At 41.1% G+C, this 24,899-nt stretch carries 20 protein-coding genes and 1 tRNA gene; 13 read left to right on the top strand and 8 right to left on the bottom strand.

Features of this window, described 5'->3' with window-relative positions; translation table 11 throughout:
* A partial coding sequence (locus ACP5NR_RS07970) for a hypothetical protein (protein ID WP_428006249.1) occupies window positions 1-238 on the bottom strand: 238 nt, incomplete at its 3' end.
* A gap of 466 nt (window positions 239-704) precedes the next feature.
* Here ACP5NR_RS07970 and ACP5NR_RS07965 point away from each other — a divergent pair.
* From ACP5NR_RS07965 to ACP5NR_RS07950, 4 genes are all read left to right on the top strand, one after another.
* Window positions 705-2,204 carry a phosphoenolpyruvate carboxykinase gene (locus tag ACP5NR_RS07965; RefSeq protein ID WP_428006248.1) on the top strand — a complete coding sequence of 500 codons (1,500 nt, stop codon included), beginning with the start codon at window positions 705-707 and terminating at the stop codon, window positions 2,202-2,204.
* Between the two features lie 198 nt (window positions 2,205-2,402).
* Complete coding sequence (locus ACP5NR_RS07960) at window positions 2,403-4,313, top strand: HD domain-containing phosphohydrolase (protein ID WP_428006247.1); 1,911 nt, start codon at window positions 2,403-2,405, stop codon at window positions 4,311-4,313.
* Between the two features lie 6 nt (window positions 4,314-4,319).
* Window positions 4,320-6,311 (top strand): sensor domain-containing diguanylate cyclase, encoded by a 1,992-nt coding sequence (locus tag ACP5NR_RS07955; RefSeq protein WP_428006246.1) that lies wholly within the window; start codon window positions 4,320-4,322, stop codon window positions 6,309-6,311.
* A 275-nt stretch (window positions 6,312-6,586) separates the two neighbouring features.
* On the top strand, window positions 6,587-7,297 hold the full coding sequence (locus ACP5NR_RS07950) for a CatB-related O-acetyltransferase (protein WP_428006245.1): 711 nt from the start codon (window positions 6,587-6,589) through the stop codon (window positions 7,295-7,297).
* Window positions 7,298-7,332: 35 nt separating this feature from the next.
* Here ACP5NR_RS07950 and ACP5NR_RS07945 read toward each other — a convergent pair whose 3' ends face one another.
* Both ACP5NR_RS07945 and ACP5NR_RS07940 read right to left on the bottom strand, forming a co-directional pair.
* Entirely contained in the window at window positions 7,333-9,015 is a 1,683-nt protein-coding gene (locus ACP5NR_RS07945; RefSeq protein ID WP_428006244.1) for a hypothetical protein, read from the bottom strand.
* Entirely contained in the window at window positions 9,012-9,266 is a 255-nt protein-coding gene (locus tag ACP5NR_RS07940; RefSeq protein WP_428005633.1) for a hypothetical protein, read from the bottom strand. Before ACP5NR_RS07940 ends, ACP5NR_RS07945 begins: the two co-directional genes overlap by 4 nt.
* 276 nt (window positions 9,267-9,542) lie before the next feature.
* Between ACP5NR_RS07940 and ACP5NR_RS07935 the strand changes: the two genes are divergently transcribed.
* The 3 genes from ACP5NR_RS07935 (at window position 9,543) to rdgB (ending at window position 12,676) form a co-directional block, all read left to right on the top strand.
* A tRNA-Gln gene (locus ACP5NR_RS07935) sits at window positions 9,543-9,616 on the top strand.
* Window positions 9,617-9,683: 67 nt separating this feature from the next.
* On the top strand, window positions 9,684-12,122 hold the full coding sequence (locus tag ACP5NR_RS07930) for a Lon protease family protein (protein WP_428006243.1): 2,439 nt from the start codon (window positions 9,684-9,686) through the stop codon (window positions 12,120-12,122).
* Window positions 12,119-12,676 carry an RdgB/HAM1 family non-canonical purine NTP pyrophosphatase gene (rdgB, locus tag ACP5NR_RS07925; RefSeq protein WP_428006242.1) on the top strand — a complete coding sequence of 186 codons (558 nt, stop codon included), beginning with the start codon at window positions 12,119-12,121 and terminating at the stop codon, window positions 12,674-12,676. Before ACP5NR_RS07930 ends, rdgB begins: the two co-directional genes overlap by 4 nt.
* Before the next feature lie 58 nt (window positions 12,677-12,734).
* On the opposite strand, the gene ACP5NR_RS07920 is transcribed toward rdgB, so the two are convergent.
* The 4 genes from ACP5NR_RS07920 to pheS all read right to left on the bottom strand — a co-directional run bounded on the left by ACP5NR_RS07920 (window position 12,735) and on the right by pheS (window position 18,051).
* A complete protein-coding gene (locus ACP5NR_RS07920) occupies window positions 12,735-13,652 on the bottom strand; it encodes an isoaspartyl peptidase/L-asparaginase family protein (protein WP_428005374.1) in 918 nt (305 codons plus the stop codon).
* 262 nt (window positions 13,653-13,914) lie between these two features.
* The gene (locus tag ACP5NR_RS07915) at window positions 13,915-14,706 is read right to left on the bottom strand and encodes an inositol monophosphatase family protein (protein WP_428005373.1); all 792 of its coding nucleotides are present in this window, start codon (window positions 14,704-14,706) and stop codon (window positions 13,915-13,917) included.
* Window positions 14,703-17,051: a phenylalanine--tRNA ligase subunit beta gene (gene pheT, locus ACP5NR_RS07910; protein ID WP_428005372.1), complete on the bottom strand. Its 2,349-nt coding sequence runs from the start codon at window positions 17,049-17,051 to the stop codon at window positions 14,703-14,705. The genes ACP5NR_RS07915 and pheT overlap by 4 nt, the downstream gene beginning before the upstream one ends.
* Window positions 17,052-17,067: 16 nt before the next feature.
* Complete coding sequence (gene pheS / locus ACP5NR_RS07905) at window positions 17,068-18,051, bottom strand: phenylalanine--tRNA ligase subunit alpha (protein ID WP_428005371.1); 984 nt, start codon at window positions 18,049-18,051, stop codon at window positions 17,068-17,070.
* Between the two features lie 478 nt (window positions 18,052-18,529).
* On the opposite strand from pheS, the gene ACP5NR_RS07900 reads away from it, so the two are divergent.
* The 6 genes from ACP5NR_RS07900 to ACP5NR_RS07875 are packed head-to-tail and all read left to right on the top strand — an operon-like array spanning window position 18,530 to window position 23,477.
* The gene (locus tag ACP5NR_RS07900) at window positions 18,530-19,201 is read left to right on the top strand and encodes a cytochrome c biogenesis CcdA family protein (RefSeq protein WP_428005370.1); all 672 of its coding nucleotides are present in this window, start codon (window positions 18,530-18,532) and stop codon (window positions 19,199-19,201) included.
* A gap of 14 nt (window positions 19,202-19,215) precedes the next feature.
* Complete coding sequence (locus ACP5NR_RS07895) at window positions 19,216-19,914, top strand: thioredoxin family protein (RefSeq protein WP_428005369.1); 699 nt, start codon at window positions 19,216-19,218, stop codon at window positions 19,912-19,914.
* A complete protein-coding gene (locus ACP5NR_RS07890; protein ID WP_428005368.1) occupies window positions 19,911-20,747 on the top strand; it encodes a DUF5685 family protein in 837 nt (278 codons plus the stop codon). The genes ACP5NR_RS07895 and ACP5NR_RS07890 overlap by 4 nt, the downstream gene beginning before the upstream one ends.
* The gene (locus ACP5NR_RS07885; RefSeq protein WP_428005367.1) at window positions 20,744-21,346 is read left to right on the top strand and encodes a J domain-containing protein; all 603 of its coding nucleotides are present in this window, start codon (window positions 20,744-20,746) and stop codon (window positions 21,344-21,346) included. The genes ACP5NR_RS07890 and ACP5NR_RS07885 overlap by 4 nt, the downstream gene beginning before the upstream one ends.
* Window position 21,347: 1 nt before the next feature.
* Window positions 21,348-21,839 (top strand): hypothetical protein, encoded by a 492-nt coding sequence (locus ACP5NR_RS07880; RefSeq protein ID WP_428005366.1) that lies wholly within the window; start codon window positions 21,348-21,350, stop codon window positions 21,837-21,839.
* Window positions 21,840-23,477: an Rqc2 family fibronectin-binding protein gene (locus tag ACP5NR_RS07875; RefSeq protein ID WP_428005365.1), complete on the top strand. Its 1,638-nt coding sequence runs from the start codon at window positions 21,840-21,842 to the stop codon at window positions 23,475-23,477.
* Here ACP5NR_RS07875 and ACP5NR_RS07870 read toward each other — a convergent pair.
* The gene (locus ACP5NR_RS07870; RefSeq protein ID WP_428005364.1) at window positions 23,469-24,668 is read right to left on the bottom strand and encodes a glycosyltransferase family 4 protein; all 1,200 of its coding nucleotides are present in this window, start codon (window positions 24,666-24,668) and stop codon (window positions 23,469-23,471) included. The two genes, ACP5NR_RS07875 and ACP5NR_RS07870, sit on opposite strands and share 9 nt — an antisense overlap.
* Window positions 24,669-24,899 lie beyond the last annotated feature (231 nt).

Below are 24,899 nucleotides of genomic sequence, written 5' to 3'. Positions count from 1 at the left end.
GTGATGATCGTTTATTTAAGATATTTGTCAATGTAGAAGAAGTAGAATTATTTATTATCCACGTTGCGAGTGCCGCAGCCCCGCTTCTGGCAAGATAATATGCCTGCATGGAAGATTCCTGCTGGACAAGTTGATTAACGGCTCCCTGCCATAAAGCGACAAGACCTATTGCCACTATCGATAAGAAAGCGATGAGAATTATGACCATAACCAATGCAAAACCATTTTTGCCTTTCACTCTCACACCTTCTTTCGCAGATATACTTTAATACATTATAGTCTATCAAATGCCTGTGTATATAAAGTTAAATATTCTGTAAATAAAAGTTAAATGTTTGGCATTGTTTTTTACGAAAAACAGTAATCAGTGACGGGTGACGCGTAATCGGCAAAACAGCACGTTGCAAAAACAGTAACGCGTGATCAGTAACACGTGACGCGTTGAAAAGACGGACGGAGGCGGAGAGCATGATGCCGCGAGGTGGCCTCCGCAGCGTAGCGAGGACCAGACACCGAAGGGCGAATGCTGGAGCCGACGCACAAAAGTGGCGCATAGCAATAAATCAGCGCATAGGATATGGCATATAGCGATAAAGAGGCATTAGACATTAGATCTTTTTTCTGAATAAGATGCAAAATTTAGCCCTTAACTGTTATAATATTGGTATAATATATTCAAATAGAACAACGAGGAGGTAATGACGATGACGGAAATCACTAAATCGGTAATAGACAGATATATGGAAGTACCGATGAAGGCAAATGACAGGTTTAATCCGAGTTTGTGCGAGTTGTGGGAGATGTCCAAAGAGTATTCTGTTCCAAATAATTCAGGATTGCCACTTTTTTATCCCAAGGTTAAATCAAGAAGCGCAAAGTTCACAAAGAATTACGAGATAGACGATCCGGAAGCGCAAAAATATCTCAAGGATGTGCAAAACTTCATAATGAACAACGATATGATCAAAGTGGACACGCGAATAGGTGAAGGATCCGAACTGACATTTCGATCAAGGCTATTCGTAAGTGCCAAATATCCGCAACTTGCCTACATGTTCAAGAAAAATCTTTTTGAGGTCAACGGAGAAGAAATAGAGCAGGTGGATGTTATAACGATTCCTGAATATCCAGAAAGGAAGATCCTTGTTTTTCCAAAAGAAGGTCTTGAATTGATTTTGGGAAGTGATTATTACGGAGAGACAAAGATGGCAGCATTGAGGCTTGCCATGTACGTTGCGCGAGAAAAACACGGTGCTCTTGGGTTGCACGCCGGAAGTAAGGCTTACAATCTTAAAATTGATTCCCAGATGAAGCACATCGGTGTTTTGATCTTCGGGTTAAGCGGAACGGGCAAAACGACGCTTGTTTGCGCCACTCACGACTTAAAAGCACCTGAGTCGATAGAGATAATTCAAGATGATATAAACTTCATAGATCAAAATCTTTTCGCATGGGGATCGGAAAAAAATTTCTACGTCAAAACCGAAGGCATAACCTCTCAACCGCTTTTGATGAACGCTGCCAAGAATGTAGGATCCATTCTCGAAAATGTTTATGTAAATGAAAGAGGAGAGATAGATTTTGACAACTCCAGTATAAGCACGAATGGACGTGCGATAGTTGAAAGGGACAAGATACCTTTCAATTCCAAATCTTACAGGATGGGAAAGGTCGACGTGCTATTTTTTAACACCCGCCGTGACGATCTTCCTCCAATCCTCAAAATTGACAGCGTTGAAAAAGCGGCCGCTATTTTTGCGCTTGGGGAATCGACGATAACAAGCGCCGACGATCCTCAAAGAGCAGGCCAGCCGGTTAGAACCGTCGGATTTAATCCGTTTATAATAAACGATCCCGCAAAAGAGGTAAACACATTCAAAAGAGCACTTCAAGGAAAAACATTCAAAGCCTTCATAGTAAACACCGGATATATCGGAGGATGGAATGGACTTAAGATAAAGCCGCAGGATACTTTCATGTTTGTTGAAAAGGCGCTCAGAGACGAAATAAAATTTGAGTACGATCCTGATGTCGGATTTGAAGTGCCGAAAGAGATAAAAGGTGAGGATATAAAGCGTTTTGATATTCAAAACTTTTATTCGCGCGATGAATACAAAGAAAAGATGAAAAATCTGAGATTGGAAAGAATAGAGTTCTTAAAAACGCTTAAAGGTCTTGATAAAGATATATTGGAAGCGATATGAGGTACAGTGATGCGTGATCAGTAAAACAGCACATGGCGGGTGGCACGGGGAGATGGCATATGGCGCATGGTAAAAAAAAGACATTAGGGATTTTCCCCGTCATTCCGCGTTCGAGACGGGAGCGCATTGAAATTGTCAAAGGTGATTTTCGATGAACTCAGCATTTTTTAAATCTGCTTATGTCAAGGAGGCGTGTTAATGGACAATCTTGAAAAGTATTTTAAAATGCTTAGCGAGTGCAATCAAGTATTGCTTCGGTCTAATGATGAAAAAATACTTGCCAGGGATATATGCGATACCGTGGTTAATGTAGGCAAATTCGACAGTGCATTCATAGGACTTCTTAAAGGCAACCGGCTCAATTTAGAAATCACGAGTGGCATTTTAAAGCCTTATTCGGACAAGATAGTGATTGCACCGGACGATCCAAGACACGCTTCAGGCGCATCAGGTCGGGCACTGAAAGATGGACAAACTCATATCTACAACGATGTCACTTACGAGAAAGATTACGATCCTTACAGAGAGATAATAAACGAAACAGGTCTTAAGGCTAACATGGCCGTGCCGATAAAAGTAGATGACAAAATCATAGGCACGGTAGGAATATACTCAAAACGCGTAGGTGCATTTACTCAGATAGAGCAGAAACTTTTTGAAGAACTCGCCGGAGATTTAGCATACGGGATATCCTCTATAAGAACAAGAAAGAGAACGGAGACTCTTAACGAAATGCTCAAAAGTATAAGGATGGCAAACCAGAGGATTGCCAAAGAGGACAAACTCGAGCCTTTACTCGAAGGTTTTTGCGAAGATTTAGAGAGCGCAAAATTCTACCATGGAGTTGCACTTGATTACAATGGAAAGATTTACTGTGCAGGAGATTGTTGCTCAGTTATAAAAGAAAGCATTGAATCCGGAAGGATCAACCTTGATAAATGCGCAGACGATTTACAACTTATAGATTACAAATGTCCCATTCATCCCGATTCAAAACCCGCATGTGTAAAGATAAAATCAAGCGATAAGACTTACGCAACCCTTTTTGTTTGTGCCATGGAAGGAGTTTTTGAAGATTCTGATCAAATTGCACTTTTGAAAGAACTCGCAGGAGATCTCGGAGTCGGGATAGACAGGATATTGAATCGATCGGACGCTTTGACATTTGGAAATGTAGTTCAGAAAATGTCAGAAGGAGTTCATCTTATAGATCCCGATACTTTAAAATTCAAACTTGTAAATTCGAGTGCTTTGAAAAGATTGGGATACACGCTTGACGAGATGAAAAAAATGAATGTTTCTGACATAAAGCCTGAATTCACCTTTGATCAACTTAAAGAAATGTTAGAACCTTTAAGACACCACGAAAAAGATTACGTCCAGTTTGAAACTGTGCACAGAAGGAAAGACGGCACAACTTATCCTGTCATGCTATCTGTCTTTTACAACGCAGATCCGACGAATTTGTCTTACGTTGCCATTGCAACGGATCTCTCAGGCATTCGAAGAATGGAATTTAAGATAAATTCTCTTGTTGATGCGCTTGTGGTTGCCCTGTCAGACATGGTAGAGGTTAAAGATCCATATACCGCAGGTCATCAAAGGCGGGTGAGCAAGTTAGCCGTTGCTATTGCAAAAGAGATGGGCTTAAGCGATATTGAGATAAAATCGATAGAGATTGCAGGCCTGCTTCACGATATAGGAAAGATAAGCATCCCTCTTGATATACTTACGAAGCCTTCAAAACTTAAAAAGACAGAATTCGAACTCATAAAAGATCATGTCGAAGAAGGCTACCAGATATTAAATCGTATAACAGATTTTCAAGAGATAGCGATAATGGTAAGACAGCACCACGAAAGGATAAATGGCAGCGGATATCCATTCGGAATCAAAGGAAACGAAATGGTAATAGGCGGCAAGATTTTAGCGGTCGCGGATGTTGTCGAGGCTATGGAATCTCACAGACCATACAGGGCGGCGCTTGGGATAGAAGCGGCTTTGGATGAGATAAACAAAAATGCGGGGATTCTTTACGACGCGGATGTCGTTAAAGCATGTGATAGAGTCTTTCAAAAAGGATGGACTTTTGGTGCTCAAAATTATTGAACGATTATGATCGGAAAATCGCCTGTAAAGGTAAGGTACATATTAGGACTTATAATCATAACGGCAATCGTCATTTTGATAGCCTATTTTCGATATTCGTCGATTAGGACGGATGCGATAGATACGGTAAAAGATCAATCCATGCTTTTGTCAATAGGAATGGATGAATTCATGGGATATTATAAGACGGCCGGAACGGCTTTCAACAATAAAATTCTCCAAAGCCCAGATTTACTCGAAAATTCTTCGAACTTAAATTACATCCTTTCGAATTTCACGATAAATTTAGCACCGGACATAAAAAGCGTCGAAGTTTTAAATCCTGACGGTTTGCTGATAGGCGCAACTCAAAATGCTCCGAAGGTAAAACTTTCAGACCTTTACTTCGGCCAAAAAAGTCTTGGTCTCGGTACAGTATCAACGGATACTCCAAGGCTTTTGCCTGTCGGATACAGAATCACAGAAAGCGGCAAAGTTGTCGCAATTCTTGTAATGGATGTGGATTTAGAGTCACTCCTTGAAAAATGGGCTCAAAGTACTCATTTGATAAATCAAAATGGATTATCTTTATGCGTCATACGATCGGATGGAATGCCGTTATGGGCATCCAAAAATTCTTACGACTTTAAACCGATTGATAAACATTTAAATGCCGGATACGTAAAATTGGACGATAAATATTCATGGATCGAGCCTGTTTCTTCGATAGAAGGTTTTAGCGTTGCGCAAATATCCCAGTCAAGTGTTATGGCTTTGTGGTACAAAAATATGATTTACATTTTACTGGTGTGGATCTTCGTTGTGATTATAATCTATTTATTCTATAAACTATCTGTCAGATATGAAAAAAGGATCCAGACTTTATCGTCAGATCAACAAGCGCAAATAAAAGCACTCACAGAACAAAAAAGCAGATTTGAAATCCTTAAAAGAATGTACGACAGCATAATGCTTGTTGAAAATACCATGCTCAACGTAAAGAACGAAGAGGTGCTTTTACAAAGCGTATGTGACAGGATGACAGAAACGGGGCTTTTTGATTTCGTGGGAATAGCCATTCCGAATGATAAAAAAGTCTTAAGATATAAATTTCTTTCCGGAAATGCCAAAGAGATAGTATTGAAAGCACAGAGTCAACTTCCAGACGATATTCAGGTTTTGGAGATGGATTTTAAAGATCAAAAAACTTACGTAGGATCCCGTCAAAGTATTCTAAACTCTACTTTAACTCCCGATGTGAAATCGTTGATGAATGAAATTTATGAAACGCAGGGATGGAAGAGCAGCATTTCAATTCCTATATTTCGAAACGGGATATTTTACGGCGTAATCGATGCGCTTTCAAAAATAGAGAATTTCTTCGAAGATGACGTAAAAGCACTTGCCGAGATCTTTGCAAGGCTTTTAGGAGATGCCCTTGAAAACATTGATGCAAGGTCAGAGATATTATCCAAATTATACGAAAGCCAATATCTTGCCACCCATGATGCCCTTACAGGCCTGCTTAACCGTACGGGAATAATGGATAGGATTGAAGACGTTATAGCCCGGGCAAAAAGGGAAAAGAAATACATGGCTGTGGGAATGATAGACATAGATGATTTCAAACTTGTAAATGACACATACGGCCACGCAGCAGGTGATTATCTTTTAATACAGTTCGGACAAAGAATCAAGTCTCTTCTGAGGGGAGAAGATTTCATAGGAAGAATAGGCGGAGATGAATTTGTAATGGTGATCATGGTAAAGGCAGAGGAAGATATCGATATTCTTATGAAACGTTTTGAACAATCGCTGACCGAACCCTTTAAAGTCGGAGGTGAAAAAGCAAACATAAAAATAAGTGCCGGATTTACACTGTATCCAAAAGACAATAATTCATTCGATGTGCTTTTACGCCATGCAGATAAAATTATGTACCTTAAAAAGGATACGAAAAACGAAAGGGAGAAATTCTGGGGTATCTACGAAGTCTCCGAACAACAATATAAAACCTGAGTGTCAAAGAAAAGCAGCACGTGGCGGGTGGCACAGGCAGATGGTGCATGGAAAAAACAAAATAGTGACATATGATGTGGAATGATTTCAAAAGTGGTATATAATAATTTTCAATATATCATTTTTGGAGGTGGTTGTGATGCCATTAACATTTTTATTATTCATTTGTCTGTTTTTCGGTTTTTACTTCGTTAAAGAGGTTAAAAGCAAGCGCTTTTCAATCCTACCTGATCAAAGCACCCGCAATTTTAATCTGAGTTATGGTCGTGATCTCTATGGAAAGAATCCATAAAAACAACCGGGAAAGTGCTTTGATTTATTTCAAAAAAATACTCCCCCAGAAGATCCAGATGAGTTTTAAATATCTGATGTTAAGAAGAAGAAAAATTTGGGGTGACCATGTTTTCATCGGAAGCAACACGGTTATTTCGTCAACTTCGATTTTGTCAGATGATGTGTATATAGGCTCCAACAGCAGTGTTACGAACTCTAAAATAGGCCTGTATTCTTACATAGGACAACGCACGATCATCCAGAATGCCTCGATCGGGAATTTTTGTTCAATTTCATGGAATGTAACCATCGGTCCGGATATGCATCCCATCAATTATCTTTCAACTCATCTGATGATAAACAAATTTTCAGATGAACCTGTTTTTGACACTCAGATCAAAAGAATCGAGATAGGCAACGATGTGTGGATAGGATGCAATGTCGTTGTGATGCCAGGTGTCAAGATCGGAGACGGTGCCATCGTCGGATCAAGCGCTGTTGTGACAAAAGATGTTCCTCCCTTTGCCATTGTCGTCGGTGTTCCGGCACATGTGATAAGGTACAGGTTCGAAGAAGATGTGATAGAAAGACTTTTATCCATAAGATGGTGGGAATTACCCGAGAGATTCATAAAAGAAAACATAGATCTCTTTCAAAAGCCTATGACAAAAGAAACACTCGATCTTTTGGAGATGAAAATCAAAAAAAATTGATTTTCATCGAATGAACGCGATCTTGAAGATCGCGTTCATATACTTTCCAGAAGTGCATGAGCCGCCATAGCGGTCCCTTCTTTTTCGTATCCGCTCACGCCTAACATCGTCCTTATCTCTCCGACCTTTACGCCGCTTTCGAACATCTTTTCAACGTATTTTTCCGCTAACTTCTCGTGAACTGATTTTCTTTGCACCGCTCCGAACGGATTTGCGAAGTAGGAGAAGGAAAGACCTTTTTCAGAGGTTGTACCTTTTGCCATTCTTGCTCCGGCAGAGAATACTTCAAGCGCACTTTTGACGTCTTTGAAAAAGAGAATTCTTTCGTCATCCGAATCAACGGCGGTGTAGTTGTTGGCGTAAAGGAAGAAATCTATTTTTATCGGTGTTATTATTTCTTCGTAATTGTCAAACGGCACTATGACGCGCGCATTCGTCTGATCCGGATTCATGAAAATGCTTCTGTCCAGTGTCGAGTAAGCGTAGCCCGGAGGAAGATCGTCAAGTCTCACGAAAGCGCCAACTTCTGTGCCGTATGCCACCACTTTATCGTTTTCTATGCTCAAAGATCCCATGTCATCGATGAGTATGTTTACGGATTCGACTTCGTCGAGATTTCCAAGGGCGTACAATGTTTCTGATTTGCCAGCCCCACTGTCTCCGACAAACATCGCATTGGCGGATTTTCCGTTTTTGAGTTTTATCGATGCCAACGATCCGTGAATTGGCAATTTTCCCCTGTCTATCATTATGAGGTTGTGAACTGTCAGGATCATCTTTTTTGCGTACCCGAAATAATCATTTTCGTCAAGATCGGGTATAACGCCCGTGTATATTTCGTCTTCGTATATCACGCCGTCTTTGTACTCTTTGCCGACCTGATCTATCGGAAGACCAAAGATAACTATTCCATCCGGCTTTTGTGGATCGTTGGGATCTCCTATGTCAAAAAGATTCGCAAGTCCGGCCGCATGGGCGAGATATTTGTAATTGAAATAAACGTAGAGGAGCAATTTTCCGACGTGTATCGGGATGGCATACCATCCTGCGCCTTCAAGATCGACTTTGTCGAGGAATTTGGACTTTACAACCGGAAAGACGCCCGTTCTTTTGTTCGATTTGGTGTGAAATATCGCCGGCGGTTCGATTATGCTGTTCCATATGAACGGCACGGTGTACATCCACTCGTAATTCATCCTTTTCTTAACGGGTGCTCTCATTTTGTCAGTTATGAATATAACCTGTGCCCCACTCGGAAGTTGTCTGAAAACCTTTTGGGTCTTCAAAGATATGTTGAATTCGAGATCTCTGTAAAGATTTCTGACCGTGTTTTCAAATTCGTCTCCCAGATATATTGCCGATTTGAGGATGCCGTTTCTTTCGTTTATGTCTTTGGAAAATCTCTCTCTTTTGACTATAAACCTGTGTTTTTCTCTCCAGAAATCGTAAAAGCCTTCGACGAAATCGTAAAGTTCGATTCTCGAGACTTCGTCCATATCTTCGATGGGCTTTAAGGTAAGCGTGTAGATAAAACTCAACAATTCCTGATATCTGTAAGTTTTTTTCTTGAATGTCTTCAAAATCTTCGGGAAATTGCCTTTCTTTTCAAGTTTTTCCAAGTATTCTTTCATAAAACGCTTGAAGTACGGACTTGATATTATCTGGTTGTAACTGTTCACAAAGGTCCCATTTATAACGATGGTATCCAAAAATATCACTCTCCTTGTGGATTATTCAAATAATCGGAATTTTTAAGAACAACTTTTTTATTAAAGATTATCTTGCTCACCGTCGATGGCAATTTCATCTCCGGCCTTTTCAAACATTCCATTATGAGATCTACGGGAAGAGATGTTATGACCCATATATCCGAAAGATCGACGCTGTCTTCCGCTCTCAAAGGAGCCTTTTCTATGGCCATTTTTACCGCCTGAATGTATTTTTCAAGATCGATTTCCGAATTCTCCATTCCATACCTCCAAAAAAACTTTTTCTTTCCTAAAATCATAACACATTTTGGACACATCGATTCAACCACTTGAATCTTTTAAAGATTCTGTGCTACAATATACCTGATTAGTTTTAAATACGGTAAAAGAATAATAGCGCGGAAGGCATGATGCGTCGAGGTGGCCGACGCTGCGCAGCGAGGACAGACACCGAAAGGCGAATGCCGGAGCGCAGAACCAATTGGGAATTTATATTCACTTTTAAAAGGGATTTAGTATATCTTTGTGATTAGCAATGGGAGATCGTCTAACGGTAGGACTGCGGACTCTGGATCCGCCGGTGGAGGTTCGAATCCTCCTCTCCCAACCAGAAGCCGGGGAACCGGCTATTTTCTTTAAACTGTACCTGTGACAAATTTTTCGCAAGGAGGTAATTTATGAAAGAGTTGAAAGCCAATGAGATAGAGATTGATCTTTCAAATCTTAATCTGCCGAAATCGACTAAAGACGTGAAGATAAAAGTGAAGTTTGATCATCAATCGAGGGCTTACGAGGCTTTAAAAGATGCCGTGAAACTTGATAACAAAAATTACAACATTTTTGTTGCAGGGCCTACCGGAAGCGGCCGTCACACGTTCGTCAGAGAGTTTCTGAGTCAGATAGTCTCTGAAATGCCGGTTCCGAAAGATTGGGCTTATGTTTATAACTTTTCAAATGCTTTCGCGCCACGCGCTCTCTCTTTTGAACCGGGCAACGCGCAAAGATTCAAAGATGCGATGTCAAAGATGAAAAAAGAGGTTTTGGAATCCGTAAAAAGGGCATTTGAAAGCAACGATTACGCGAAAAGAAAGAGCGATCTTGAAGGAAAGTACGCATCGAAGAGAAAAGAACTTTGGGATAGTTTGAGCAAGAAATCATCGGAGTTGGGTTTTGCCGTTCAGGTTGGACCGACGGGCATAATGACAGTTCCGGTACTCAACGGAAAACCTCTGAGCCAAGAAGAATTCGACCGTTTGAATCCGGATCAAAAGAAATTTTACGAAGAAAATGTCATAAAACTGAAAAAACTCGTCGATGGAACCCTTCACAAATCGCGTGTGCTTGAAAACGAATTTAAAGATAAGATGGACAAACTTGACGAAGAAATAGCGAAATTCGCAATAGATCCGATTTTTGAAGAACTCAACGAAAAATTCAAAGAAAATTCCGATATCGTTGATTTTCTTAAGTTGGTGAGGAAAGACATTCTCGACAATCTCGAGGTGTTAAGGAATGACCAAACCGATAAAGACAAGTTCATGGCCAGATACGATATCAACGTTGTGATAGACAATTCGAAAGTCCATGGAGCGCCTGTCGTTGAAGAATTAAATCCAACTTACGCCAATCTTTTCGGAAAGGTAGAGTATTACGCTACAATGGGCACTTTGCAGACCGATTTCAAATTCATCAGATCCGGTGCATTCCACAGGGCAAACGGCGGGTTCATGATTCTCAATGCGGAAGACCTTTTCAGATCGGAATTGTCGTGGGATGCGACAAAAAGGCTTATAAACAGCGGCACATTGAAAATAGAGAATATACAGGAATACCTCGGTTACGGCATAACGGTCACTTTAAATCCCGAGCCGATACCAGCAAATGTAAAAATCATCATGGTTGGCGAGCCCTGGATTTACGATTTGCTTTACCAGTACGATGCTGACTTCAGAAAATTTTTTAAGATAAAGGCGCCTTTCGATTGGGAAATAGATCTGTCATCTGACGGTGTGGAATATTACCTTCAACTTTTAAGATCGGTCATAGACAAAAGAAACTTACTTCACGTAGACGAAAGCGGCATAAAAGAAATCATAAGAACCGGCATGCGTCTGATAGAAAGAAGAACGAAGATTTCAACTCAGGCAAACAGGATAACCGCCATCCTCGTCGAGAGCGATCATAAAGCGAGAGAGTTGAAGAAGAAAAAGATAGATGCCCAGTCGGTCAAAGAGGCTTTGAAGGCAATGGAGTTACGTCTTTCACTTGAAGCGGATCGGATGCTTGAGTATTTCAAAAACAACGAGATAATGATAGATACGACCGGCGAAAAGGTGGGGCAGGTCAATGGACTTACGGTAATAGAAGGCGGAGATTACCCGTTTGGAATGCCTGTGAGGATAACGGCAAAAACGCATTTAAGCGACACCGGAGTTATAGACATACAAAGAGAATCCAACATGTCCGGCAAGATATTCACAAAAGCCGTTTTGATAATTTCGAACTACCTTAGCGCAAAGTACACGACAAAGCACCCGCTCTCTTTTGCGGCTACGGTTAGTTTTGAGCAAACTTATTCGACGATAGAAGGAGATAGTGCCTCGGTTGCGGAAACGCTGTCTATTATCTCGGCTATTTCAAAAATTCCGCTAAAACAATCTCTCGCAATAACAGGATCTATAAACCAAAATGGAGAAGTGCAGCCAGTTGGAGGCATTCCTTACAAAATAGAAGGCTTTTTCAAGGTGTGCAAGATCAAAGGGCTTACAGGAGATCAAGGGGTTATAATACCCGCATCTAACGTGGATGATCTCGTTCTCGATCCGGAGATAATCGAATCTGTAAAGGCGGGCAAATTTCATATATGGACTGTCAGAAATGTCGACGAGGCTTTGGAAATAGCGACAGGTAAAAAAGCGGGAAAGATGGACGGAAAGATGAATTACGAAAAGGGAAGCATTAATTACCTTGTCGTGAAGGAAATAGAAAGAATATCCAAGATGGAAGAAAAGTCAGAAAAGAAAAGGACAAATAAGCGCAAGTCTGCTAAAAAAACCAGAAACACCGAGTCTCAGGATTTTATAGATGATGAAGATGAAGAGGATGATGAGGATTGAAGGTCATCCTGTCCACTTCAAATCCGAATAAAGTGCGGGAAATTTTTGAAATAATCGATCTTGACATCGAATGGGTTGTTAAAAAAATAGAAGTTGAAGAAGATGGAGAAACTTTTGAAGAAAATGCCATAAAAAAGGCGAAGGCAGCCTACGATCTTTACGGTCCTGCCGTTGCCGATGATTCGGGTCTTGAGATATACGCACTTGACAATTTTCCGGGCGTAAAATCGGCGAGATTCATGGAAGGCGTGGATTATTCCGTTAAAAACGCTAAAATTCTCGAGATGATGAAAGACATGAAAGCAGACGAACGCGGGGCGCGTTTTTCTTGCGTGGCGGTTTATTACGATCAAAAGCCTCATGTTTTCAAAGGTGTAATAGAAGGTAAAATCGCTTTCGAGGCACACGGAAAAAATGGATTTGGCTACGATCCCATCTTCATCCCTTACGGATACGAAAAAAGCATGGCAGAACTTTCACGAGAAGAAAAAAACAAAATAAGCCATCGGGCAAAGGCGTTTCGAAAACTTTCGGAATTTCTTTCTGAAATGTGAATTTCAAGTTTAGCGCGTTAATCTGTAAAAGTCAAAGGGCACTTACGTGCCCTTTGGTTTATATTCCACAACTTATCTCATTCATTCCATCTTTCAGGTAAGCCCACGTCATGTTGGGCGTGTTATGATGTATTCCGACGTTACCGTTTCTATCAACGATTATTATCCCTGCATCCGTACCAACAAAATTGTCAAGGTAGTTTATCGCCGCTTCGGCTGCATGCTGGGCGTCAAGGCCATCTCTTAAAAAGTCCAAGGCCGTTTTTGTGAAAAGTATCCGCATCATACCCTCTCCGAGTCCTGTTGATGAAGCCGCACCTTCAATGGTGGCATACGTGCCGGCACCGGGTATCGGTGTGTCTCCGACTCTGCCGAGTAATTTGAGAAAGACACCGCCCGTTGATGTTGCTGCCGCCGTTTCGCCATGAGAATCGATTGCAACGGCGCCAACGGTGCCATGAAGAAACTCGGGATGTTCTTTAAAAAGTTCTCTCAATTTCGGCCAGTCTTTGTAATTACCGTTCATGAATTCCTGGCGATACTTTTCCCATTGCGCTTTTCTCTGCGGTGTTACGGGATCGTGATACTCAAAACCCATCAATTTGGCAAAATCATTGGCTCCTTGACCCGCCAGCAACACATGATCTGTTTTTTCCATGACAAGTCTTGCAAGACTTATGGGATGGCGTATATTTTTAACTCCGGCGACCGCTCCGAAATCCAAATTCGGACCGTAAGCGATGGCAGCGTCCATTTCGACTTCTCCTTCAAAGGTCAAAACCGATCCTGTGCCAGAGTTAAAAGTTGGGTTGTCTTCCATAACTTTTATGGCTGCCTCAACGGCATCCATGGCACTACCACCTGACTTCAAAATTTCCGCTCCCGCCTTTACAGCCTCTTTGGCACCTTCGAGATGTGCCTGGGCTTTATCTTCCGGTATGCTTCCAGCACCGCCATGAACAAGCATCGTGTACAAATTGCTCCCTCCTTTGTGTTAATGAACTTATCTTTTATATTGAAATGACTTTAGATTCCAAATCTCGGTTCTCGCATTCGCAGCCAGTCCGTCGTTTCTTGCTTGACAAGAAATCGCCTTTTGCTGCTTACTCGTTACTGATCACGCGTTACCCGTCACCGTTTTTTTCCACATGCTACCCGCTACGAGTTACACGCTGTTTTACCGATTACTCGTCATTATTTTGTTTTTGCCATAGGCTATTGGCCATATGCCAATATATTTATCTGTTTATTATTTCAAGTACTTTGTCAACGAGCGATGAATTTGTAACAAGGATCGTTTTTCCGTAGACAGAGAAATCTTCTCCTATGCCTACGACTGTGGCGCCGGCTTCTTTTGCTATTAAAGATCCTGCAGCCACATCCCACGGTTTCAGGTTGTATTCCCAAAAGCCATCGATCCTTCCGTTAGCCACGTAGCACTGATCGAGCACGGCGCTTCCGAAGACCCTTATGGCACGAACCTTGCCAAAGAAAGCAACGTAATTTTTAAGCACGATGTCTCTGTATTCGGCCGCGCTGTATTGATATCCCGTGTTTAGCACGGCCTCTTTGAGTTCTGATGTTTTGCTCACGTTTATAGGTTCGCCGTTCATGAAAGCACCATTGTCTTTGACTGCCTCGTAGAGTTCATCCATGTAAGGATCGTAAACGACTCCAACACGGGGAGTTCCATCAACCACAAGTCCGATTGAGACACAAAAATGAGGAATTCCTTTTGAAAAATTTGTCGTACCATCTATGGGATCGACGATCCAAACTCTTCCGTTTGATGATGTTTTTGTTTCGCCCGTTTCTTCACCGAGTATCGAATCTCCGGGGAAAACATTCGATATTTCCGATTTGACGACTTTTTCAACTTCAAGATCGGCATCCGTCACGATGTCGTAAAATCCGCTTTTGGTGTGCGTCCATCCTAAATTTCCAATCCTCTTTTTCGCCAAAAGTCCTACTTCTCTTGCAAGTCCTCGTGCAAAATTAAGTACCAAAAGATCCGCGCTTTCCATTTTCATCTTACCTTTCTTAGGGTTATTCCCTGTGCTTCGAGAAGTTCCATTAACTTTGAGAATGAACCGTCTATTTCATAATCCAAAAGTGTTCTGTCCATTGAACCGTAAGTTATCCTTATAGTTATGCTGTAAGATTCCGAAGGTACGCCTTTTCCGGTGTAAAAATCGATAACTCTGACATCTCTGACGTATTCAGAAGAAGTTCTGGCAATTTTTATTATTTCCGAGGCCTGAATTTTTCCTTTTTGAACGAACATGGAAAGGTCTTTAAACGAAACAGGATATTGTGAGGCAGATTTGTATTCGAAAATTTGAATTGCCTTAAACATCTTTTCAAGATCGAACTCACAGGCGTAAATGGGAAGATCGAGATCAAAAAAATCTGTCACATCTTCTGCGAGTTCGCCTATTAAGCCTATTATTTCTCCACCCAAAACGATTTTTCCGCACCGGCCGGCCGTAAAGCCCGCGAGTTCGACATTTGTAAAGTCAAGATCGAGATGAAAGTAATTTGCGATTGTTTCTAAATCTCCTTTGAAATTCAGAAGGCTTTCCATTCTTTTGTCAGTGTAGTCTAAAGGTTCAATTTTTCCGGTTGAGACAAAGGCGATCTTTTCGGATTCGTGATTTTCTTCGAATACCTTTCCGATTTCGAAAAACTTCACATCGCTTTCCTGATGTTTGACGTTGTAAGCGAGCGCATCGATCAGGTTTATCAAAAGAGATGGCCTCATGATTGACATTTCAGGAGAAACGGGATTTAAAAGTTCGGGACTTTCTTTGAATGTGTTGCCGAAAAGTTTTGTTGCCTTCGGATCTGAAAAGGCATAATTGACATTTTCGAAATATCCCAGAGAGGTCGAAAGAAATCTCATTTTATTTTTGAAATCCCACCATGCGTTTTTGTCTCCTTGAATGAATGGCATCGACATGACAGCGGAGACATTGTCAAAACCGTGTATTCTTGCGAATTCTTCTATAAGATCGACATCCTGGCTTATGTCCTGCCTGAAGGTTGGCACTTCGACTGTCCAGTCGTTTTTATCTTTTGAAACCTTCATTTCAAGTGCGTTGAAGATATACGATACTTCTTGAGGATCCGGTGTAAAAGACATGTAAGAGGACAATTTTTTGTTCGAAAGTTTTACCACGGAGGGCTTGACTACATTGGGGTAAAGATCTGCCATACCCGCAACTTTTCCGCCGCTTAAAGAGAGTATCATCTCAACGATTCTTTTTGCAACGTAGAGGGAGTCATTCGGATCGACGCCCCTTTCAAACCTGTACGAGGCATCCGTCGAGAGGTTGAGCCCTTTTGATGTCTTTCTCGTTCTTACGGGATCAAAGGTTGCGACTTCTATCAATATACTTTTCGTCGATTGAGTTATTCCGGAATCTTTTCCGCCTATTACACCCGCAAGCGCCAAGATTTGATTTCCATCCGTTATCAAAATCTCTCCGCCTTCGAGCGTGTATGTTTTTGAATTGAGAGCGGTGAATTTTTCTCCACCTTTTGCGTTTTTGACCACAATTTTAGATGAAGGTATTTTGTCAAAATCGAAAGCATGGACGGGATGGCCTGTTTCCATCATGACGTAATTCGTGATATCCGCTATGTTGTTTATGGCCCTCAGTCCAACGGAAGCAAGTCTTTTTTTGAGCCATAAAGGTGAATCTTTTACGGCTATTCCATCTATTTTCACGGCGAGATATCTCAAACACGCCTTTGATTCTATCGAGATCGAAACGTTGCCTTGCGGGATATCAACCTTTACTTCGGGTATTTTCAAAGTTTTTCTGTTAACGGTTGCAACTTCACGCGCAAGTCCGATGTGAGAGAGACAGTCAGGTCTATTCGGAGTTATTTCAATTTCAAAAACCGTTTGATCAAGATCGAAGATCTTCACGATGTCCTCTCCCATTGGAGCGGGTTTTTCAAACCTGAAGACCCGGCTTGAATGGGATTCAAGGCCAAGTTCTTCCAGAGAAAAAAGCATGCCGTCCGTCTTGATTCCTCTCATATCAACGGATCTCACGATCTTGCCGTCAACATCGGTGGCCAAATCGGCGGGGCCAAAGGCGACAAAATCGTTGATTTTAAGACTTTTGTCAGACGTTACGATTGTGTAAGTCTTCGATCCATCGCTTACTTTGCAAACGTTCAGATTATCGGCATTCGGATGTGGTTTGACATCGATAATTTTGGCAGATATGACACCTTTTATCTTTTCAAAAGGTTTCTCTATCTCTTCAACCTCACTTCCCGACATCGTGAGATCATCGGAAAGTTTTTGAATATCACCATCTATATCCACGTAATCTTTTAACCATTCAACGGATAGTTTCAAGCAAATCACCTTTTCATCAAAATAATCTCAGAAATTTAAGATAATTTCTCGGAAATTCTCTTATGTCGTTTATGCCGTACTTAAGCATCGCGATTCTTTCGATGCCCATTCCGAAGGCAAATCCCTGCCATTTCTCCGGATCAAATCCAACATTTCTTAAAACGTTGGGATGAACCATGCCGGCACCGAGCACTTCAAGCCATTCTTTTTTTCCGGCAAATGAAACATCAACTTCAACGCTCGGTTCGGTGAAAGGGAAATAATGCGGCCTGAATCTTACGATCTTGTCCTGACCAAGCAAAGTTCTTATTGCACTCTCGAGAGTTCCTTTGAGATCTGCTATTGAGATGTTTCTGTCTATCGCAAGTCCTTCCATTTGAAAAAAAGAAGGAAGATGGGTGGCATCATAATCGTTTCTGTAAACACGTCCGGCAGAGATAATTCTGATCGGCGGCTTTTGATTTTCCATCGTTCTTATTTGAACTGGAGAGGTATGGGTTCTGAGCAAAAGTGTTTCCGAGATGTAAAATGTATCGTGAAGATCTCTTGCTGGATGCCATTGAGGGGTATTGAGCGCCTCAAAGTTGTAATAGACGTTTTCTATCTCTGGGCCCTCCACGACGTTGAAACCCATTTTTGAAAAAACGTCAACGCACTCGTTTATAACGTGATTTATGACGTGAATTTTTCCGACAGATCTTAAAGGTCCCGGGATCGTCAGGTCTATCGATCTTTCTAAAGATTTTGATTTAAGGGCCTCCGCTTTAAGAACGGATGTCTTTTCAGAAAGCAAATTTTCGATCTTCATTTTCAAATCGTTCACTTTTTTACCGAAATTCGCCCTTTCTTCTGGCGGAAGAGTTGAAATTTTCTTCATCAACGAAGTGATATTCCCGTTTTTACCAAGAGTTGCAACCCTGATTTTTTCCACTTCATCAAGGTCTTTAACTTTATCAATCTGGGCTTTTATAGTATCCACAAGCATCTCAAAATCGTCCATCTTTTACCTCCTGAAGCACTTATTCAATTTTATCACAAAATTCTTTTAAGTTATCATACCGATTTTTCTCATGCGCTGTTTTGCCGATCACGCGTCACGCGTTACCCGTTACTGTTTTTTTTCACTCGCCACCGGCTAACCGCTACGTGCTTTTTTTGTGCGTCGGCTCCAGCATTCGCCCTTCGGTGTCTGGTCCTCGCGTTGCTGCGGAGGCCACCTCGCGGCATCATGCTCTCCGCCTCCGTCCGTCTTTTTCAATGCGTCACTCGTTACCGATCACGCGTCACCATTTTTTCCACGCGCCACCAGCCACCCGCTACGTGCTGTTCTGCCGATCACGCGTTACCCGTCACTGTTTTTGCCATAGGCTATTCGCCATATGCTGATTTTTTCCTAATCTCCAATCCCTAATGTCTCTTTCTTGCCATACCCCATATAGGGTATAATATACTTAAACCAATCGTACAGGAGGGTTAATTTGTCTCCAATCACCGTAACGGCACAAATCTCTTACTGGGGTGCATTTGTTGGAGGAATTTTAAGTTTCTTTTCTCCATGTATTTTTCCCATTTTACCCGGTTTTTTGGCTTTTCTTGTTTCTTCACGTGGAAGAAGCGCGGCAATTTACAAAGCGGTTGCATTTTCAATAGGCCTTTCGGTTATTTTCATCCTGCTTGGTCTCGCAAGCGGTACTTTTGGCGTTTTTTTGATCACGTACAAGAGGTACGTCGAGATAATAGGAGGTATTCTCGTCGTGATCTTTGGGTTAAGTTACACGGGTCTTTTCACGTTGCCTTTTTTTGAAAAGGGCATTTACATACCTTTCAAAAGAAATGTGGATAGTTTCTGGAGTGCCTTTCTTTTTGGAATTGTAACTGCCTTTGCATGGACACCTTGCATAGGTCCGGCGCTTGGAACCATTCTCACGATGGCTGCGACGGGAAACACTTTATCGGGCGGAACTTTACTTTCCATTTTTTCTTTGGGCCTTGTCATTCCTCTCATATTGGCATCTGTATTGATTCAGGTGGTGAACAGAATCGTTGCTTTTCTCGTCAAATATCAAAGATGGATAAACGTGACTGGCGGAATAGTGCTTATAATTTTTGGCTTTTTGATGATTTTTGGTAAACTTGCACTTCTAAGTTAACAGAGGAGGTTAAAATGAAGAAAATTCTCGTGCTTTTGTTGCTGTCTCTTATCGGTTTAAGTGTTTTTGCCTATTCGTTAAACAATGTATTGCTCAACAACTTTAACACGGTTATGACTTTATCAAAGTATGAGCAAAAAGATGCGATAATAGTTTTTTCGGATCCGAATTGCTTTTATTGCAACAAACTAAAAAGCGATACGCTCTCAAATCTCGACGTTCAGCATATGCTGTCAAATAATTTCGTGATCGGTGAAATTTACGAAACCAACGATACCGCAAATTTTCAGGGTAATACCTACACTTACACACAACTCTTTCAGGGATTCGGGGTTAAAGGCACTCCGACGCTTTTCTTTTTTACGTCCGCCGGTACTCCGATAACTTATTTGCCAGGTTATCTTGGTGCTTCTGACTTTTTAAAAGTACTTCAGTACATCGCACTGGGAGATTACGCCAAAAATATCGATTTTAACACGTTCTCAAAGGGAAACAGCAATTTCGTGGGTACGTCTTCCATAATCGAACTCACAAATGATCAGGCTAATTACATACTCAAAAATGATCCTCTGTCAAAGAAAATAGATTCTTATCCACCTAAAAACGCCGATCCGTTTTTGAAGTACGTTATTTCAGGTCAGGATGCCGTTTCAATAGCAAATCAAATGCTGAAGAATGGATTTTACAACATCTATGTTGTAGATGGTAAATGATAGGGTATCTAAAGCCTGATGTAAACGAACTTAAAGTTAGAGAACTTAAACTTTACAACGCTTATTATTGTGGCATATGTACCGGTTTGTCAAAAAAATATGGACCTGTTTCCCGCCTTCTGCTGAGTTATGATTCGACTTTTTTCGTCATTCTGAGCGACGTTTTATCGGGAAAGCAATGTCAATTCGATCATGCAAGATGTCCTTTGCCCCCATTTCAAAAAAAGCGCATCGTTAAAAGCGAAGATATTCGGTTTGGAATGGAGATATCCAAGTTTTTCTCTGATTTGAAGATAGACGATTTCAAAAGAGATTCAAAGGGATTTACGCATGTACTTTCCTTTTTCTTGTTTCATTTCAAATCCAACGACGAATTTTTTAGAATTTCCAAACCATACACCGATAGAATTCTGTTTTCAGAAATTTCGGAAGAATCGGATCCTCAAGAAGTTGCCGATCTTTTCGGTAAACTTTCAGAGGCCATGGCAACTTCTCTTTCAAATCTCAAAAGGGCGTCTAACATGATATATCTCATGGGAAGATGGGTATATCTCATAGATGCGCTTGATGATCTTGAAGAAGATTTCAAAAAGAAAAATTACAATCCATTCTTAGTAAAATATGGATCTAACTTTGATGATCCGGACTTTTTTGCTAAAATAAGAGAGAAAGAAAAGGCACCCATCGATTTTTTGGTACAAAGAATACAGCAAGAGTACGAAAATCTTAAAATCGACCCTTCGATTAACAGAAATTTGGTGGAAAATGTGATTTTTTATGGGCTGCCCGGAACATCTACGAAAATTCTCGACAAAAGGATGATGAAAAATTGAAAGATCCATACGAGGTACTTGGTGTAGGTAGAAATGCAACTAAAGAAGAAATAAGGGATGCTTACAGAGAACTCATAAAAAAATATCATCCTGATAAATTCAGAGACAATCCGGATATGAAAGCACTTGCCGAAGAAAAGATCAAAGAGGTAAATGAGGCTTACAAATATCTTTTGGATCATCTTGATAATCCTTCTTACGACGTATCAAACGCCTCAAATGAAGATCAATCCTTTTTTCAACAGGCAAGGCAGAAAATAGATGCGGGAGATTATTATGGCGCTGAAGATTTACTCGTCAGAGTTTCAGACAAATCAAATCCAGAATGGTACTTTTTGAGCGGCCTTATATATCTCAGACAGGGGTGGTACGATAAAGCCGGAACCTATCTCAAATATGCCCATGAAGCGAAACCCGATAACAAGGAATATGATGATGTTTACAAAGAATTTCTGAGAACTTCGAGAAGAAATTACAATCCGACGATGAACGGTCCTGCCCAGGGTGGCGGCATGAACGATGAAGCGGGAGCATGTCTGAGTTGCTGCGCTGCGCTTGCCTGTACGGATATATGCTGTCATTGCATGGGAGGAATTTAATTTGAAGGCGAGAGATATAGCCTTTGGATCGATTTATTCCGCACTTTCGATTATTCTCGTTTCATCTTCCGCGATATTCGGTGATGATCTTTTTTTGTTGATCTTTTCCTCTCTTCCTCTCATTGCCCTAACCGATCAATTTGGGAAAAGAGCCGGAATAATCTCTTATGCCGTGATTTCCGCTGTTGTGTTTTTGATCTTTCCTCTCAGAATATCCACGATGATTTTCATATTGCTTTTCGGCCCCTATTCTCTGTTGAGAGATCTTTTTAAAAGCAGGAAAATATTAAGGATAGCATTTCATTTTGTTTTGCTTTTCGGTCTTGCCTTTTTGTCTTATTTTGTCATAACTTACCTTTTGAATTTGAATGTGGGCAAATATTCCGTTTATCTGGTAGCGCTGGGAATTTTAGGCCTTTTGCTTTACGAGAGGTTTGTGGAATATTTCGTGAGATGGTATAAAAAAATCGTTTTAAAGCAAAGGTGGATGTAAATGCCTTACGATTCATTTTTGGTGGCCAAGATCGTAAAAGAGGTAGAAACTCCGGTTTACCTCACCGGAATATACGACGCAACAGGCCATTCGATTGTGCTTTCTTTGAACAAGAGAGACCTTATGATCGATGTCGGCGGATGGCCTAATTTCAGATTCACAAAAATATTTGTCGAAAAAGATGTTAATCCATCGAGTTTTGTTTCTCTTATGAGGGCAAAATTGAAGGGATCGATCCTTTTGAGAGTAAGCCAGGTTGATTTCGATAGAATCGTTAAATTTGAATTCGAAGTGAAAAATCTTATAGGTGAAAAGGAGATCTTCGAACTTTACCATGAGGTCATGGGAAGTTTCGGAAATATCATCCTTGTGAAAGATGGTAAGGTTATTTCGGCCTTTAAGAATGTTTCATCCGTTAAAAGAACGATTTTACCCGGCGTCAATTATGTCCTGCCAGATGAAGATAGAATAGAACCATGGAAGGTCGATGAAAATCTCTTCCTGAACGCTGCCGGCCGTCTCGATCAATTTCTTGTATCAAAGGTAAGAGGATTTTCAAAGAAAACCGCCATTGAAGTGGCAAAAATCGCAAATTTGAGTTTTGACACCGAAATTACCTCTTTGAAGGTCGACGAAATTGACAGAATTGTTGAATTGATAAGAAAAATGGTGAAAAATCTTGATGATACGCATGTTTATCTTTCTTTCGACGGCGAAATGCCGAAGGATATATACGCTTTCGAACCTTACGGCGAATTCAAGACTTTTGAGAGTGCTTCTGAAGCGATAGAAAAATTGCTTTCAGGCACGAAAGAAGAATCACCGATTTTAAAAAAAGAAAGGCTCTCGAAAAGTGTTAAAAGTCTCATAGACAAAAATGCCGAGATCCTAAGAAAAGTAAGGCAGGAATTGAAAGAATCTGATAACGCCGAAGAATTCAGAAAATACGGCGAACTTTTGATGGCACATTTGCATGAACTTCCCAAAAAATCACAAAGAGTCGAAGTTTTAGACTGGGAAACAAATAAAACCGTGATCGTGAATCTCGATCCCAAGATAGACGTATCGAAAAACGCCCAGCATTTCTTCTCCATTTACACGCGCCTTAAGAACAAACACGATGGCATCGTGAAAAGAGAAGAAACGATTCAAAAAAGGATATCGTACCTTCAAGAAATTGAATACGAAATAGAAAATATCTCTGAAAACGCGGAACTCGACGAGATAGAAAAAGAACTTTCAATCTTCAAATACATACCGGTCAGGAAAAAACAAAAGATTCAGAAAGAGTCGAAACCCATAGAATACGATGTAAAAGATTTCAAGATCATAATTGGCAAAAACAACATTCAGAATGACAGAATAACGCGATCGGCCTCTCCTGATGATCTGTGGTTTCACGCAAGGGAAGTACCGGGATCTCACGTCATACTTGTAACCGGCAAAAGAGAGCCTTCTGATGACGTTATAGAACTTGCGGCATCATTTGCGGCCGGTCATTCAAAATATCGCAACGATCTCTGGGCAAGCGTGGACTACACTTACGTTAAATACGTATCAAAGCCTAAAGGTGCAAAACCTGGATTTGTAACATACAAAAATTTTAAGACTTTGAGAGTCAAACCGCGTTCAGTCTAACTTTTCGAGGAAGTCAACGTATCTTTTGACAATTCCTTCTCTGAGGTAATTTTGAATAACGTAATCTTTTCCTTCAGTTGCGTTTTTTTGGTAGAAATCGTAATTTTCTTTTATCTTTTTGATCGAATCAACGATCTCGCCGACGTTTTCTCTGTGAACCCTTATGCCTGACTTCGATTTGTCAAGTATTTCGGCCGAAAGTCCGTCAAGACCGTATACAACGGGTCTGTTTGCGACGGCATATTCAAAGGTTTTCGAAGGAAGCGAGTCTGCGAAAAGATCGCTTTTTGCAAGGTGTATGAAAAGCACATCGCTTGCGGAATAATAAATCGGTACACGATCTCTCGGAACCGGCGGAACAAAATGAATGTTTTCTATCCCTTTCGATAAAGTCATCAGTCTTTCTTTGTCAGAACCATCTCCGACTATCATGAACTGGATATTTTTCAGCGCTTTTGCCGCATCAACGAGGACGGCAAGATTTTGACCGAGTCCAACGTTGCCTATGTATGAAACGAGAAATTCGTCTTTTTCGATGGAAAGAGATTGTCTCGCGGCATCCTTTTTTTCGCTCCAATCCGTTATCTCTTTGAGCAGGTAGCCATCAAGTCCGTTAGAAAAGGTGACGAGTTTCCCACGATCTATGCCTTTTGATGATATGTTGTCGTTCATGAAAGGAAGAACCGTGACTATTTTGTCGGCTGCAACGTACATGCTTTTTTCGTAGTGTTTCATTACCTTTATGATGGGATTTGATGCTTTTGCCCTTCCAAGTTCAACGATCGTATCCGGCCACAGATCTCTCACCTCTAATATGAGTTTCTTGACCTTTTTTTTGAGGGAGATGCCGGCGACGCCTATAAGAAATGGAGGACTTGATACTATTCCGACGTCAAAACGGCTTTCGTTGCATAACTTTTTCGCTTTACTTTTCATCTTCAGATAAAAGTCTGCCTGCCTCCATATCTGGGCAAGCGCAGAATCGTTTCCTGTTTTAACGGTTATTCTTACGATTTTTTCTTTTCCGGAAAGTTCTTCTGATGTTTTTAGAGAAGAATAACGGTTAGGCGTTGCGGTCAGTACCGTCACATCGTGATCCCTTTTCGTCAGTTCATCTGAAAGAGCCTTAAGTCTGAAAGCCGAAGCGCCGAGATCGGGCGGATAATGTTGCGTAACTATTAAAACCCTCATCGAGATTCTCCTTTGTAAAATTCTTCGAGCACAAATATATGATATCATAAGAATGAAAAATGACACATCGCATATGGCAAGAAAGAGACATTAGGGATTGGAGATTAGAGGAAAAAACAGTAACGCGTGATCAGTGATCAGTAAAACAGCACGTAGCGGGTAGCCGGTGGCACGTGGAAAAAGACGGACGGAGGCGGAGAGCATGATGCCGCGAGGTGGCCGACGCTGCGT

Source organism: Athalassotoga sp. (assembly GCF_049965695.1).
GTDB lineage: Bacteria > Thermotogota > Thermotogae > Mesoaciditogales > Mesoaciditogaceae > Athalassotoga.
Note: the sequence above shows the minus strand (reverse complement) of the source record. Positions and strands in the feature narration are given on the sequence as shown.